Here is a 14009-nt window from a genome sequence, read left to right on the forward strand (position 1 = left end):
CTTTTCCAGTACCGTTAGGGCGCGTTGCGGAAAATGGCGGGGTCAATTGAGCCTTTGAAGCGGAATTTCTGCAGGTCGGAAGAAAACGTTGTCTCACATTAGTGCGTTTGCTGCTTGTCTTTGAGCAATATGAGAGCGGACAGCAAGTTTGCCTTATCGTCCGTCCACGGCTCACCCCCATCAGAAACCACGGGCTGCCATTTCCCATTTTGGACAAAACCGTCGACGCTTCTCTGATCTAGGCTGACAATCACCACTTGGGAATCCGATGCGCCTATTTCGTTTGCGCCTGGTTCAATCCGATGGAGCTGTTTGGCCGCGTGGAAACCAAGCTTGTCTGCAATGCGCGCAAGCGGGTCGACCAGATCATAGTACCGGTTGCTGATGTGAAAGACCAATATCCCGTCATCAGCCAGTCGCTCTGTATACATCCGCACCGCTTCTTCAGTGATCAGATGCACGGGAATAGCATCAGAACTGTATGCGTCCAGGACGAGAATATCGAAGGAATAATCTGTGTGCGCCAGGACAATGCGCGCGTCACCAAGATGCGTTGGCGAATTTGGTGCACATTCCGAGATGTAGGTAAAAAGGGATGGGTCGCGTGCGACCTGATCCACCATGGCGTCGATTTCAAAGAAGGCCCAATCCTGCGATGGAAGCTTGTAGCAGGACAGGGCACCGACTCCGAGGCCGACAATACCGATGCTGTCGGCATCCCGCCCGAAATCGGACGTTATGACCTGAGCCATTGGCCCCTCGGGGTAGTAGTAAGATTGGGGTGTCGGTTTTTCGCCAAACTCTGTTTCCAACTGCAAACCGTGCAGTGTAGTTCCGTTTTGATATTTTCTGAGGCCCGCTTTTGAGAAAACCCTGTGCGTTCCATAGAAGCTTCGATCCTGAAACAGAGAGGACTTTTGTGGCCAAAGAACCGGCAGCATAAGCGCCGCAATGATGGCCATGACACGCGCAGGCTGATTTCGGAACAGGATCAATACACCCAACAGCATCGTGGTTGCGACAACCGCGCGAAGCGCTCCATGTCCAAAAGGCTCTACTCCATCGATCATCCCGAATAACAAAAGGAACGGGTAGCTGGCAATTAAGCCAAATGCTAGATTCCTGGGTGTAATTCCACCTTTTCCGATCAAAAGCAGACCGCCAGCCAATATAAACGTTAGCTGCGCCTCGACTGCTTGGGCAAATGCAAAGGGGGCAAGGATCGAATTGAATAATCCACCGAACGCACCACCGACTGACAGGGCAATGTAGAATACTGTCAGTTGCTCTGCTGGTGGTCTCATTTCATAAAGCAACCTGTGCGCATACAGGGCGATTACAAAAAGAATAGGGACGTACAACAAGAAAACGATGGGGGTCGAATGGTGGTCGATTAGATTGGACAACAGGACCACACCAATCGCCAGCGCCAAAATCATCGGGATGTGTAAGGACTTGACACTAAGCCAATTCAGCTTCGCAAAGGCGAATATGAAGGAAAGAAGGTAGGTGGCAAGGGGCACAACCCAGATAAGCGGGGTTGAACCCAGATCTGTACTGGCTTTCGTGGTAAAGGAAAGCATCAGGGATGAGGGTACGAAAGCGATCACAATCCAGGTTGCAATCTGCTTCATCTTTGGAGTGCTCTTCGCGATATCAGCTGCGATCGGCGCAAGGTCGCTCCTCGATCCGCGCAGCGCAATAAGGCCACTTATCGCCATTAACCCACCGAAGATGACAAAGCCGACGGACCAAATATTACTGGTCGCACTGGCACCCAGAAGAGGGTCTGCCAGCAAAGGAAAAGCCAATAGAGCCAGCAGTGAACCGACGTTACTTGCGCTGTAAAGGAAATAGGGGTCGTCTGCCGAAGGCCCACCGGACCGTGAGTACCACGTCTGAAGCAACGGCGCATTCGCAGAAAGAACCGCAAATGGCAGGCCGACACCCAGGGCAAACAACTTAAGGGTTTGCAGTGCGGTCGAGCTGGATGCGTCATAGCTCCAGCCCTCGTTTATTGAGAGGGGCAGATACGTCAACGCAGCCGCCCAAAGTACCAGGTGAGTCACAAGCTGCCAGCGCAGAGGTATCCATTTCGTCAGCACATGGGAGTAAATGTAGCCCAAGATTAAAACCATTTGGAAGAACAGCATCGCGGTTGTCCAAACCGCAGGAGCGCCACCGATTTGCGGTAGGACTAGCTTGGCAAACAGGGGCTGGACAAAAAACAGAAGAGATGCGCTGATAAAAATTGTGACGCAAAAGCTGAATATGATCGCAATTCTGAACCAAGAATTGTTCGAATATTCTGTGCTTGTAATAGTCACGGTGGCAATCCCTGCTCGAGTTCTTTTTCGAACTGCTACAGGCGAAATAAGACCAAGTTTGGGCCAAGCTTGGTAAAATATCTGTAAAATTGAGTTATTGTTCACAAAAGGGCGACGGTCTGCGCGGGGTGTAAAGCCACGAGATTCGGGTGCGCGGCAAGGCTTCGCCGATGCCGGAGATGTGATTGCAAGTTCTCGAAAAGCTGAGACAATTTGGATGAAGTTTAAAGAAGGAAACCCGATATGCGAAATCCGATACTGGCAACAATTTTGACTTTTGGAGGGGCGATGTCCGCTATGGCTGACGACATCATCAAGGTAAACACAAACAAATCTGTGCAAGAGGCGCTGGACGCCTTGGAAGCTGCCGTTGGCAATGCGGGCGCGGCCGTCTTTGCCCGCGTCGATCATGCAGCGGGTGCGGAAAAGGTTGGCCTGACCATCCCCGCCAATCAGGTTCTGATCTTTGGCAACCCAGCACTGGGTACACCCGCGATGCAGATTGATCCGCGCGCCGGACTTTTTCTGCCGCTCAAAGTGCAGGCATACGAAGACGAGACCGGGCAGGTCTGGCTGGCCTATGAGGACCCCAAAGAGACGATGGATGAGCTCGACGAAGTCGAGAAATCGCCCGTCATCGAAAAGATGCGCGGTGCGCTTGCCAAGCTGACTTCGGTTGCAGCCGAGTGATCAGCTTAAGGCGCGAATGGCCTCGGAAAGGTCAATCGCGCCATCGTAAAGCGCCCGGCCTGAGATCGCGCCGTCCAATGCTACGCCACAATCACGCAGGGCGATCAGATCATCCAACGAACTGACCCCACCCGAGGCGATGACGGGGATTGACACCGCGCGGGCCAAATCTGCCGTTGCCTGGATGTTCGGACCCTGCATCGCGCCGTCGCGGTTGATATCCGTATAGATGATGGCCGCAACGCCTGCGTCCTCGAAGCTGCGGGCCAGATCGGTGACTTTCACGTTGGTTTCCTCGGCCCAGCCCTTGGTTGCAACCATGCCGTCGCGCGCGTCTATGCCGACCGCAACTTTGCCCGGAAACGCCTTGGCAGCCTCGCGTACCAGATCGGGGTTTTCGACCGCCACGGTGCCCAGAATCACGCGCGCCAGACCTTTGTTGATCCAGGTTTCGATCGTGGCCATGTCGCGAATGCCACCACCCAACTGCGCGGGCACGTTGCATTCCTTTAGGATGGCCTCGACCGGGGCAGCGTTCACGGGTGCACCAGCAAACGCGCCGTTCAGGTCGACCAAATGCAGCCATTCGCACCCTGCATCGACAAAGGCCCGTGCTTGCGCGGCAGGGTCGTCGTTGAAAACAGTAGCCTTGTCCATTTCACCGCGCAGCAGGCGCACGGCCTGGCCGTCTTTGAGGTCGATGGCTGGGTAGAGGATCATGTCAGGCGGCCCTATATCAATAGTGTTCGCGCGGGATATCGCACATGCGGGGCAGGGGATGCAACGCGACGCCAAGTCAATCTTGCCGGAATTGCCTCACCGGGCCAAACTGAGCAGAAATAAGGGAGGAAATCATGAAGACATTCACACTTGCAGCCGGATTTGCGGTATTGGCCAGCGCTGCTTTTGCAGCCGATCCGGTTGACGGACTTTGGAAAACCCAACCAGGTGATACCGGTGGGTATCTACACGTTTCGATTTCGGAATGTGGCAGCGCAATTTGCGGCACCATCGACACCGCCTTTGATAAAGACGGCAATGAGCAGCTGGAGTATGAAAACCTTGGCAAACAGATCATCTGGGATATGGTGCCCGATGGCGGCGGCAGCTATGGCGGCGGCATGATCTGGGCCCCGGACCGGGACAAGACCTACAGCTCGAAAATGACACTGGACAGCCAGAACAAGCTGACTGTCAAAGGCTGCGCTGTGGGCGGTCTGGTGTGTCGCGGGCAGGATTGGACGCGGGTTCAGTAACCGCTCAGGGCGTCCAGGTCAGGAAGTTCCCGATCATCCGCAGGCCCACATCCTGACTTTTCTCAGGGTGAAACTGCATCCCAACCATTGTGTCGCGGCCGATCACGGCCGTGACCTCCTGCCCATAGTCCACAAAGGCCAGACGCTGCGCCGGATCGGTGACCCGGAAATGGTAGGAGTGCACGAAATAGGCGTGGTCGCCTGATTGCACCCCGGCAAAGACCGGGTGCTCGCTTTCCAGAACCAGATCGTTCCAGCCCATATGCGGTACTTTCAGCGCACTATCTGACGGCTCGATCCGCACCACATCACCTGCAACCCAGCCTAGACCGTTGGTCTCAGAGTATTCATGGCCCTTCGAGGCCATCAGTTGCATGCCGACGCAGATGCCCAGAAAGGGTCGGCCTTTCTGTTCGACGGCCTCGACCATCGCGTCATAGATGCCTTTATGCCCGCGCAGCTCAGCTGCGCAGGCGGGGAAAGCGCCGTCACCCGGCAGAACCAGCCGGTCGGCCCGCGCAACCACCTCCGCGTCCGAGGTCACGACAACCTCACCCGCGTCCATATCGCGCGCCATGCGCTGAAACGCCTTTTCGGCCGAGTGCAGGTTGCCGCTTTCGTAGTCGATAATAGCGGTCAGCATTTACAGCGCGCCCTTGGTCGACGGAATCGCATCCGCCTTGCGCGGGTCGGTTTCGACCGCCAGACGCAACGCACGCGCGACGGCCTTAAACGCGGCCTCGGCAATGTGGTGGCTATTGAACCCGTGCAATTGGTCGATATGCAGCGTGATGCCGCCATGGGTACTGAACGCCTGAAAGAACTCGCGCACCAATTCGGTGTCGAAGTTACCGATCTTGGGGGTTGGCAGGGTCACGTTCCAGATCAGAAACGGGCGCGCGGACAGGTCCAGAGCGCAGCGTACTTGCGCGTCATCCATGGGCAGGTGGCACTCGCCGTAACGACGGATGCCCTTCTTGTCGCCCAACGCCTGCGTCAGCGCCTGACCCAGCGCAATGCCTGTATCCTCGACCGTGTGGTGGTCGTCGATGTGGTAATCACCCTTGGCGCGGATCGTCATGTCGATCAGCGAATGGCGCGCAAGCTGGTCCAGCATGTGATCAAAGAACCCGACGCCGGTCTGATTGTAATAAGTGCCGGTTCCGTCAAGATTGACCTCGACCGAAATCTCGGTCTCGGCGGTTTGACGGCTGATCTTTGCGCTGCGCATGGGCGAATTCCTTTTGCTACAGGCGCGCTTATAGACGGGGATTGGTCGGCTTATCCAGACCAAGCGTTGCTTTCGCTGCAATCTGTTGCAGGGGATTGCGCCCGGTGACGTGCCATGCCAGCCTGCCGGAAACTCAATCAACAGGTCCAAATCATGTCCACCTGCGTTTTCATCCAGATCCGCTGCAAACCCGGCACCACCTACATGGTCGCCGAAGAAATCGCGCTGCGTGAAATTCATTCCGAGCTTTACTCGACCAGCGGCGAATATGATCTATTGCTCAAGCTCTACATCCCCGAAACCGAAGATGTCGGTCATTTCATCAATGAAAACCTGCTGGTGATCCCGAATATCGAGCGTTCGCTGACCACTATGACCTTCAAAGCGTTCTGAGTCAGGCTGAAGCGTCGGACACCGAACCTTGCGGCGCGGCACATGCCAAAATCGCGCCGTTACGCGCCTGCTGATCAGTTGTTCCTGCCCGGAGTAACTGATGCACACCGAACAATACCATTAGCGGAATGCCGAGTGAGACCAGATAATTGTCTCCGGCCAATTGCGACCAGACCACACCGATTGCGCAGACCATCAGCAAAACGGCAGAGTGTGTGTTTCTCTGTTTTGCCCTGTTGGTCTGATAGTTCAGGAAACCGTTCGTTCCGAACAAGGTCAAAACGACACCCGTCAAGAATACACTCATAAGAACGAGGGTCGCGATGTTCCCGGTCAAAATCGTCGCCGTGTCGCGATAGCCAAGCAAGATCAGGCATTCGATCAGTGGCGTAATCGCCACCATGAAGAGATTGATGCCAAGTAAAATGGGCTGTGGACGCAGTGTTTTCCTGACATAGGTAACACAAACCGAGGCGGCCAGAACCGTGCCGACCCACCCGGCCCATCGCAAGTCATCCGTGGCCCGAAACAAAAGCATGAAAACCACGCCCGGCAGATTCTCAAACATCTCAAGCAGCAACCGCTTTTGGGTATCGCTGAGCATTCTGTAGATTTCCTTTTTGTAATTGCGCTTTTGGAATGTCGAGTGTGGGATGAAATTACCCCAGTTCGAATGTCGTGATGCCGTAAATCCGGTCCAGATCAATCTCCGGTGCGTGGCTGGAATACATGCGGCCAGTTTCGAAAACTTTGGTCAAACCCAACTGTTGCGCCATTGCCATGGCTTGCGCGTTGGGATTGGGCATGTCGATGAAGACCTCCGCATCCATCTGATCGGCGGGAAGTGTCGCCAGCAGCGACACCAAAAGGGCCTCTGCGCTCTCAGGATTGTTCGCAAACAGGGGGCCGACCTTGTACCCGCTCAAACATCGCCGCAGGGTTGCATAGCCTTTGATCTGACCATCTTCTTCGAACACGCGAGAGACGTGGTTGGGCGCACCGAGCCAGGCGTGAAGGAATGTGTCGCGCGGGGCAGGGAACAAGCCCCGGTCGTACGATTTCAGTTCATCCGTCAGGGCGCTGAGGGGCGTGATCTGATCGTGAAGGGACCGGCCCAACTGGTCTAGAATTTCACCAACTGTGCCCGAGAAGCGGTAATTGTCATAGGCCAGCTTGAAACCGAATTTGCGATAGTTGTCTTGCTGTTCGACAACACCGTCCATGCCCATGTTCCGGTGCTGGCAATGCGCCTTGACCGCCTCGGCAACCTGCAGCCCATATCCCGATCCGCGATACTCGGGTTGCACGACATAAAAGCCTAAAAACGAGTAGTTATTGTCATAATTCACAGCAGAGGCCGATGCGATCATCTGCCCATCCAGGAAACCGCCCTTAAACCCTTCGGGGTCGGAACCGCGAAAGCAGACCGCGTCGTGTAGCCCTGGGTTCCAGCCTTCCTGGCCGGCCCAATCGACGGCCGTTTGTACTTCGTCTTCAGTCAAAGCGCGAATAACGTATTCTGGCATCAGCGCACCTCTGTTGTGATTGCGTGCCATTCGAGAATGCCGCAACACCAGACAAAGAACCAGCATGTTCAGAGAGGTTTGTATCTGGAGCGGGCGAGGCGATTCGAACGCCCGACCCTAACCTTGGCAAGGTTATGCTCTACCCCTGAGCTACGCCCGCATCAGATACATATTTTCGACCTTTCGGTCTCTCAATGGAGCGGGCGAGGCGATTCGAACGCCCGACCCTAACCTTGGCAAGGTTATGCTCTACCCCTGAGCTACGCCCGCGCCGTTGAGTGAGGAGGGGTGTATTAATTCCCAAGCAGGGCTTCAAGCGGAAAAACCAAAAAAGAGGAAAATTCTTTGCGACGGAAACGCGCCTCTTAACCGTTCAAGAACCAGAGCATCCAAGAATAAGAACGGTGGAGGTGACGAAAATGACGTATACTAAGGATCTGAAGATGGCGGCCCTGGCGGCGATGATTTTGCTGGCTACGGCGGTGTCTGGCAAAGGCGAGAATCGAATGGGCGATGTCGAATCAATTTTTACGGAATCCCCTCGAATCGAAACGCAGATTTTGGCGGGGTAATCCCCGCCATCCGGTTCACAGCGCCATCAAAAGGCTGGCTATGGCTGCTACGACAATCACGGCGAAGGTCAGCAACATGCCGATCTGGCGCAGAATCACGATCTGCGGTTTGCGGCCGAACCCATAGGCATGCAGCACGCGCCCGGCCAGAATGCCAAGGCCCAACAGATTGACCAACCAGCCACCGGCGCCCTGCAGCTCGACCATGGCGATCAGCAACAGGGCAAACGGTGCATATTCGGCAAAGTTGGAATGCGTGCGCATCACTTTGAGCATGTCGGTGTTGCCACCATCGCCGTAAGAAATCTTGTCGCCGCGGCGCTGCATGATGACCCGCACACTGAGCGCGACATAGAGAAGTGCCAGCAATGCGGCATAGACTGGGGTGATGGACAGCATGGTCTGCTCCTTTCAGGATCAAAAAAAGGCCGCCCGGTTCCCCGAACGGCCCTTGTTCCCGAAAAGGTTAGGTCGTTTATTCGAGTTCGACCAGTAGGTCCTTTGCGTCAATCTGGCTGCCCGGCTGAACATGCACAGCCTTGACCGTCGCATCGCGCTCGGCGTGGATGCCGGTTTCCATCTTCATCGCTTCGATGGTCAGCAGCATGTCGCCTTCCTTGACCTCCTGACCCGCAGCCACGGCGACGGTGGCCACCACACCTGGCATCGGCGCGCCGATGTGGTTGGGGTTGCCTGCCTCGGCTTTAGGACGGGACTGCGTGGTTGAGGTCACCAGTCGGTTTGGAACCCGGATCACGCGCGGTTGGCCGTTGAGTTCAAAGAACACTTTGACCTCGCCCTTTTCATCGGTCTCACCGATGGCCTGACAGCGGATTTCCAGTGTTTTGCCGGGGTCGATCTCGGCCGTGATCTCTTCGCCGGGTTCCATGCCGTAGAAGAAGGTGCGCGTGGGAAGAGTGCGCACAGGTCCGTAAGCCCGGTGACGCCCCATGTAGTCCAGGAACACCTTTGGATACATCAGATAGCCGTTCAGATCCTCGTCATCGACCTCTTTGCCTTCCAAAAGTTGGGACAGCTCGGCGCGTGTGCCTTCAAGGTCAACCGGTGGGACATCCTTGCCCGGGCGATCTGTGTTGGGTGTTTCATCCTTGAGGACCTTCGTTACGATAGTGTCGGGGAACCCGCCCGGAGGTTGACCCAAATTGCCGCGCATCATGTCCACAACCGAGTCGGGGAAGGCCACATCGGTATCCGGGTTTTCGACCTGTTCGCGGGTCATGTTCTGGCTGACCATCATCAGCGCCATGTCACCGACCACTTTCGACGAAGGCGTAACTTTCACGATGTCGCCGAACATTTGGTTTACGTCCGCGTACATCTGAGCCACTTCGTGCCAACGTTCTTCCAGCCCCAGCGAACGCGCCTGCGCCTTGAGGTTGGTGAACTGACCGCCGGGCATCTCGTGCAAGTAAACCTCAGAAGCCGGGGCCTGCAGGCTGGATTCAAAGGCCGCATATTGCTCCCGAACCGCCTCGAAATAATCGCTGATTTCACGGATGGCTTTGATGTCCAACCCGGTATCGCGCTCGGTATGGCGCAGTGCTTCGACCACGGTGCCCAGCGTCGCCTGCGAAGTGTTGCCCGAGAAGCTGTCCATCGCGCAATCCACGGCGTCCACGCCCGCCTCAGAGGCGGCGAGAATGGTAGCGCTGGCGATACCTGCGGTGTCATGCGTGTGGAAGTGGATTGGCAGGCCGACCTCTTCCTTCAGCGCCCGGATCAGGATTCTGGCCGAGGCCGGTTTCAATAGACCGGCCATATCCTTGAGGCCAAGAATATGAGCCCCAGCGTCGCGTAGCTCTTTCGCCATGCCGACATAGTATTTCAGGTCATACTTGGCGCGGTCCGGGTCCAGAATATCACCGGTGTAACAGACGGTGCCCTCACAGATTTTACCGTTCTCGACCACGGCGTCCATCGCGACGCGCATATTCTCAACCCAGTTCAACGAATCGAACACACGGAACACGTCGATGTTCTGCGATGCCTGACGCACAAACTCTTGCACAACGTTGTCAGGGTAATTGGTGTAGCCGACCCCGTTCGCGCCGCGCAGCAGCATCTGGGTCATCAGGTTCGGCATCGCCTCGCGCAGGTCGCGCAGACGTTGCCACGGGCATTCCTGCAAGAATCGGTAGGCCACATCAAATGTCGCGCCGCCCCAGCATTCAACCGAGAACAGCTGCGGCAGGTTGGCCGCATAGGTCGGTGCCACTTTGATCATGTCGATCGAACGCATCCGGGTCGCCAGCAGAGACTGATGCCCGTCGCGCATGGTTGTGTCGGTGATCAGAAGTTGGCGCTGCGCCTTCATCCAATCAGCAACGGCTTGGGGGCCTTTTTGTTCCAGCAGGTTGCGAGCGCCCATCTGCGGCTCGGACTTCGGTGCCGGGGGCTTTGCGTCTTTCAGATCAGTGCGCGGTTCGGGGCGGTCCTTGGTCTCTGGGTGACCATTCACCGTGATGTCGGCGATATAGGTCAGAACCTTGGTGCCCCGGTCGCGGCGGCGCTTAAAGGAGAACAGGTCCGGCGTCGTATCGATGAATTTGGTGGTGTATTCGTTCGACAAGAAAGTCGGGTGTTTGAGCAGGTTGATGACAAAGTCGATATTGGTGCTGACGCCGCGAATTCGGAATTCACGCAAGGCGCGGTCCATCCGGGCAATTGCAGCCTGAGGCGTCGGTGCCTTGGCGGTCACTTTGGTCAGCAGCGAGTCGTAATAGCGCGTGATCACACCCCCCGCATAAGCGGTGCCGCCATCCAGACGGATGCCCATGCCAGTGGCCGAGCGATAAGCGGTGATACGACCGTAGTCGGGGATGAAGTTGTTCTGCGGGTCCTCGGTCGTGATCCGCGTTTGCAACGCGTGACCGGTCAGATGCACATCCGACTGGCTTTTTGCGCCGGTGGCCTCGGCCAGAGTTTTGCCTTCGGCGATCAGGATTTGCGCCTGAACGATGTCGATACCGGTGACTTCCTCGGTGACGGTGTGTTCCACCTGAACACGCGGGTTCACTTCGATGAAGTAGAACTTGCCGGTTTCCATATCCATCAGGAACTCAACAGTGCCAGCGCATTCATAATTCACATGGGCGCAAATCTTGCGACCCAGTTCGCAGATCTCGGCGCGCTGCTCGTCGCTCAGGTAAGGAGCAGGAGCGCGTTCTACTACCTTCTGGTTTCGGCGCTGGACCGAGCAGTCGCGTTCATACAGGTGATAGATCTCACCATGCTTGTCGCCCAGGATTTGCACCTCGACATGGCGGGCGCGGATGATCATCTTTTCCAGATAACCCTCGCCATTGCCGAACGCGGCTTCGGCCTCGCGACGGCCTTCCAGAACCATCTCTTCCAGTTCATCCTCGGACAGGATCGGACGCATCCCACGTCCGCCACCACCCCACGACGCCTTGAGCATCAGGGGATAACCGATTTCTTTTGCCTCGGCCCGGATCGCATCCATGTCATCGCCCAGAACCTCGGTCGCCGGGATCACAGGCACACCCGCTGCGACGGCCACGCGGCGCGCGCTGGCCTTATCGCCCAAGGCGCGCATGGTTTCCGCCTTCGGGCCGATAAAGGTGATGCCGTTCTGAACGCAGGCATCGACAAAGTCCGGGTTCTCGGACAGCAGGCCATAGCCGGGATGGATCGCATCTGCTCCGCACTCTTTAGCGACGCGGATGATCTCATCGATGCTCAGGTAGGCGGCAACAGGCCCCATCCCTTCGCCAATGCGATAGGCTTCGTCCGCTTTGAACCGATGCAAGCCCAGCTTGTCCTCTTCGGCAAAGACGGCAACGGTGCGTTTGCCCATCTCATTGGCGGCGCGCATAACGCGAATGGCAATCTCGCCTCGGTTGGCGATCAGGATCTTGGTGAATTCAGTCATGTCGAGTCCCGGTCCTACTTGTTTGGCCGTGTTGATAGGCGGACAATACGCGCACGTATATCAGTCGTTCTGGGTAGAACCGGCATGTTAACGCTCGCAAACGCCCCCTATTAGCGCTATTTACCTAATAGCGCTGCACCGCAGCATCGGCAAGCGGCACGACTGGGGGCAGGTGATTCAGCGACTCAGCCCCCATTTGACCCATATTCGCGTGCATATCCTGCCGCAAAATGTCGATGACATGGGCGGGGCCTTTGGCGCCGAGGGCGGCCAGCCCATACATGAAGCCACGGCCCAGCATCACAAAATCGGCCCCAAGGGCCTTGGCACGTAAGATGTCCAGACCACCTTCGATCCCGCTGTCGAAGATCAGGGGCAGGTCTGTGGCCGCGCGGATTGCAGGTAGGGCGTCGATTCCGGCGGGGGCGCCATCGAATTGTCGTCCGCCGTGATTCGATATCCAGATGGCGTCGACGCCAGCCCGCTGCAATGGCTCGGCATCTTCAGGGCGCTGCACGCCTTTCACAATCAGCGGCCCATCCCAAGCATCGCGCAGCCAGTGAACATAGTCCATGTCCGGAGACGTGCGGAGCAGATACCCTACATGGGCCGTCGGCGGCAAATTGCTGGAGTTGTCCGTATACTTGTCCAGTGTCCGCATCCGCGGTGGCCCGCTGCGCGCTATTCCAAGCGCCCATTCCGGCCGCATCGCGATCTGGGCCAGAAGGCGTGGCGTCAATCTCGGCGGGTTGGTCAGCCCGGAACGTGTCTGACGTTCGCGCCGGGATGCAACCGGGACATCAGCCGTCATCACCAGCGTCGTAAAACCAGCGTTCCGAACCCGATCCAGCAGGTCCTTCCGGATGTCCGGGTCCTTGGGCGGATAAAGCTGAAACCACGCGTTGTCACCCAGATGCGGCGCGACGTCCTCGGGGCTTTGGCAGGCAACGTTGGATAGGGTAAATGGCAGACCGGCGCTTGCGGCAGCGCGGGCAAGATGAGCTTCGGCATCAGGCCAAATCAGGCCTGCCATACCGATCGGGGCAATGCCGAGCGGTAATGGGTAGGTCTGACCGAGGAACTCGGTCGAAGTGTCAAATTCCAATGGTCCATGCAGGATCGACGGCAGGAAACCGACGCGGTCCAAACCGTCGCGATTGCGGCGCAGCGTGGCCTCAACCCCGGTTCCGCTGTCCAGATACTCCCATACAAAATGAGGTATCCTGCGCTGGGCGCGGTGTTTCAGATCGGCAATGCCGGGAAAACGACTATGAAGGTCCATGGGGATTGATCCGACCTAAGGCGCGATTCGGCAAGGATTTTAAGCCGTTGATTTCCCACCAACGGCTTTTACCGGCTTTTTGAGCTGGGAAATCTGCTGTGCGTCACTTCCGCTGCCGGCGACTTGCACTTGATTGCGGCCTTTGTCCTTGGCCGCGTACAGCGCATCATCGGCGGCGCGCATCAGATCCTGCGGCATGGTGCCGTGGGCCGGATAATGCGAAACACCAACCGAGATCGTGATGCGAGGCAGAGATTTCTCGCCATAACGAACCGAAACAGCCTCGACTGCTTGCCGCAATTGCTCAGCCCGCGTGATTGCGTCGTCCGAGGTATTGTCGGGCAGGATCAGCATAAATTCTTCGCCACCAATGCGGCAGGCAACTTCGTCCCGGCCGCAGCCCTGTTCCAAAGCAGCCCCAACGGCGCGCAACACCATGTCACCGGCATCATGCCCATGGGTGTCGTTGCGCTTTTTGAAGTGATCCACATCCACGGCAATCAGGTTGAGCGGTGCGCCGGTTTGCTGACTGCGGTTGATTGATTCGCGCAGGGTTTCAAGCATATGCCGCCGGTTGAACAGCCCGGTCAACGGGTCCCGGACGGACTGGTCATGCAACTGATCGCGCATCCGTACATTGGCAATCGCCATGCTGATCTGTTCCGCGCTGAGCTGCGCCAGCTTTTTGCTCGTGTGAAACGCCTCATCTGTCCCTTCAAGGGCGCGGAGATGCAGAAGGCCTACCGTCTCCCCATGCGCCAGAATCGGAAAGCAGAAATAAGGTCGTCCGTCATGTGGTTCGGCGTGTTCACAGACAAA

14 protein-coding genes and 2 tRNA genes are annotated in these 14009 nt (G+C 57.0%); 4 read left to right on the forward strand and 12 right to left on the reverse strand.

What is annotated here, in order from left to right:
* Positions 1-98 precede the first annotated feature (98 nt).
* Complete coding sequence (locus tag DHN12_RS06525; protein WP_234416567.1) at positions 99-2669, reverse strand: fused MFS/spermidine synthase; 2571 nt, start codon at positions 2667-2669, stop codon at positions 99-101.
* Here DHN12_RS06525 and DHN12_RS06530 point away from each other — a divergent pair.
* A complete protein-coding gene (locus tag DHN12_RS06530; protein WP_108859514.1) occupies positions 2625-3017 on the forward strand; it encodes a DUF302 domain-containing protein in 393 nt (130 codons plus the stop codon). The genes DHN12_RS06525 and DHN12_RS06530 overlap by 45 nt on opposite strands.
* Here the strand turns inward: DHN12_RS06530 and hisA are convergent, their stop codons facing one another.
* On the reverse strand, positions 3018-3737 hold the full coding sequence (gene hisA / locus DHN12_RS06535; protein ID WP_108859430.1) for a 1-(5-phosphoribosyl)-5-[(5-phosphoribosylamino)methylideneamino]imidazole-4-carboxamide isomerase: 720 nt from the start codon (positions 3735-3737) through the stop codon (positions 3018-3020).
* A 134-nt stretch (positions 3738-3871) separates the two neighbouring features.
* Between hisA and DHN12_RS06540 the strand changes: the two genes are divergently transcribed.
* The gene (locus DHN12_RS06540) at positions 3872-4273 is read left to right on the forward strand and encodes a DUF2147 domain-containing protein (RefSeq protein WP_108859431.1); all 402 of its coding nucleotides are present in this window, start codon (positions 3872-3874) and stop codon (positions 4271-4273) included.
* A gap of 4 nt (positions 4274-4277) precedes the next feature.
* On the opposite strand, the gene hisH is transcribed toward DHN12_RS06540, so the two are convergent.
* Together hisH and hisB are read right to left on the reverse strand one after the other, a co-directional pair.
* Positions 4278-4916: an imidazole glycerol phosphate synthase subunit HisH gene (hisH, locus tag DHN12_RS06545; RefSeq protein ID WP_108859432.1), complete on the reverse strand. Its 639-nt coding sequence runs from the start codon at positions 4914-4916 to the stop codon at positions 4278-4280.
* Positions 4917-5504 (reverse strand): imidazoleglycerol-phosphate dehydratase HisB, encoded by a 588-nt coding sequence (gene hisB, locus DHN12_RS06550; protein ID WP_108859433.1) that lies wholly within the window; start codon positions 5502-5504, stop codon positions 4917-4919.
* Positions 5505-5657: 153 nt separating this feature from the next.
* Between hisB and DHN12_RS06555 the strand changes: the two genes are divergently transcribed.
* Complete coding sequence (locus tag DHN12_RS06555; RefSeq protein ID WP_108859434.1) at positions 5658-5897, forward strand: Lrp/AsnC family transcriptional regulator; 240 nt, start codon at positions 5658-5660, stop codon at positions 5895-5897.
* Position 5898: 1 nt separating this feature from the next.
* On the opposite strand, the gene DHN12_RS06560 is transcribed toward DHN12_RS06555, so the two are convergent.
* From DHN12_RS06560 to DHN12_RS06575, 4 genes are all read right to left on the reverse strand, one after another.
* On the reverse strand, positions 5899-6501 hold the full coding sequence (locus tag DHN12_RS06560) for a hypothetical protein (protein WP_108859435.1): 603 nt from the start codon (positions 6499-6501) through the stop codon (positions 5899-5901).
* A 55-nt stretch (positions 6502-6556) separates the two neighbouring features.
* Positions 6557-7423: a GNAT family N-acetyltransferase gene (locus DHN12_RS06565; protein ID WP_234416568.1), complete on the reverse strand. Its 867-nt coding sequence runs from the start codon at positions 7421-7423 to the stop codon at positions 6557-6559.
* 85 nt (positions 7424-7508) lie between these two features.
* Positions 7509-7583 (reverse strand) — tRNA-Gly (locus DHN12_RS06570).
* Between the two features lie 35 nt (positions 7584-7618).
* A tRNA-Gly gene (locus tag DHN12_RS06575) sits at positions 7619-7693 on the reverse strand.
* 149 nt (positions 7694-7842) lie between these two features.
* Between DHN12_RS06575 and DHN12_RS24400 the strand changes: the two genes are divergently transcribed.
* Positions 7843-7995, forward strand: a complete 153-nt coding sequence (locus DHN12_RS24400) for a hypothetical protein (RefSeq protein WP_158507079.1) — start codon at positions 7843-7845, stop codon at positions 7993-7995.
* A 15-nt stretch (positions 7996-8010) separates the two neighbouring features.
* On the opposite strand, the gene DHN12_RS06580 is transcribed toward DHN12_RS24400, so the two are convergent.
* The 4 genes from DHN12_RS06580 to DHN12_RS25140 all read right to left on the reverse strand — a co-directional run bounded on the left by DHN12_RS06580 (position 8011) and on the right by DHN12_RS25140 (position 13841).
* A complete protein-coding gene (locus tag DHN12_RS06580) occupies positions 8011-8394 on the reverse strand; it encodes an MAPEG family protein (protein ID WP_082637226.1) in 384 nt (127 codons plus the stop codon).
* A 76-nt stretch (positions 8395-8470) separates the two neighbouring features.
* Positions 8471-11908, reverse strand: coding sequence for a pyruvate carboxylase (locus tag DHN12_RS06585; protein WP_108859436.1), 3438 nt, complete (start codon positions 11906-11908; stop codon positions 8471-8473).
* A gap of 124 nt (positions 11909-12032) precedes the next feature.
* Complete coding sequence (locus DHN12_RS06590) at positions 12033-13190, reverse strand: alpha-hydroxy acid oxidase (protein WP_108859437.1); 1158 nt, start codon at positions 13188-13190, stop codon at positions 12033-12035.
* A gap of 39 nt (positions 13191-13229) precedes the next feature.
* Positions 13230-13841: a GGDEF domain-containing protein gene (locus tag DHN12_RS25140; RefSeq protein WP_306418391.1), complete on the reverse strand. Its 612-nt coding sequence runs from the start codon at positions 13839-13841 to the stop codon at positions 13230-13232.
* Positions 13842-14009 lie beyond the last annotated feature (168 nt).

It is taken from the genome of Ruegeria sp. Alg231-54, from assembly GCF_900143525.1.
Taxonomy (GTDB): domain Bacteria; phylum Pseudomonadota; class Alphaproteobacteria; order Rhodobacterales; family Rhodobacteraceae; genus Ruegeria.

Excerpts from the sequence above, each read along its gene's own strand:
- DHN12_RS06530 (WP_108859514.1), top strand. The coding sequence starts at position 2,625 with ATGGCTGACGACATCATCAAGGTAAACACAAACAAATCTGTGCAAGAG.
- hisA (WP_108859430.1), bottom strand. The coding sequence starts at position 3,737 with ATGATCCTCTACCCAGCCATCGACCTCAAAGACGGCCAGGCCGTGCGC.
- DHN12_RS06540 (WP_108859431.1), top strand. The coding sequence starts at position 3,872 with ATGAAGACATTCACACTTGCAGCCGGATTTGCGGTATTGGCCAGCGCT.
- hisH (WP_108859432.1), bottom strand. The coding sequence starts at position 4,916 with ATGCTGACCGCTATTATCGACTACGAAAGCGGCAACCTGCACTCGGCC.
- hisB (WP_108859433.1), bottom strand. The coding sequence starts at position 5,504 with ATGCGCAGCGCAAAGATCAGCCGTCAAACCGCCGAGACCGAGATTTCG.
- DHN12_RS06555 (WP_108859434.1), top strand. The coding sequence starts at position 5,658 with ATGTCCACCTGCGTTTTCATCCAGATCCGCTGCAAACCCGGCACCACC.
- DHN12_RS06560 (WP_108859435.1), bottom strand. The coding sequence starts at position 6,501 with ATGCTCAGCGATACCCAAAAGCGGTTGCTGCTTGAGATGTTTGAGAAT.
- DHN12_RS06565 (WP_234416568.1), bottom strand. The coding sequence starts at position 7,423 with ATGCCAGAATACGTTATTCGCGCTTTGACTGAAGACGAAGTACAAACG.
- DHN12_RS24400 (WP_158507079.1), top strand. The coding sequence starts at position 7,843 with ATGACGTATACTAAGGATCTGAAGATGGCGGCCCTGGCGGCGATGATT.
- DHN12_RS06580 (WP_082637226.1), bottom strand. The coding sequence starts at position 8,394 with ATGCTGTCCATCACCCCAGTCTATGCCGCATTGCTGGCACTTCTCTAT.
- DHN12_RS06585 (WP_108859436.1), bottom strand. The coding sequence starts at position 11,908 with ATGACTGAATTCACCAAGATCCTGATCGCCAACCGAGGCGAGATTGCC.
- DHN12_RS06590 (WP_108859437.1), bottom strand. The coding sequence starts at position 13,190 with ATGGACCTTCATAGTCGTTTTCCCGGCATTGCCGATCTGAAACACCGC.
- DHN12_RS25140 (WP_306418391.1), bottom strand. The coding sequence starts at position 13,841 with ATGGCGATTGCCAATGTACGGATGCGCGATCAGTTGCATGACCAGTCC.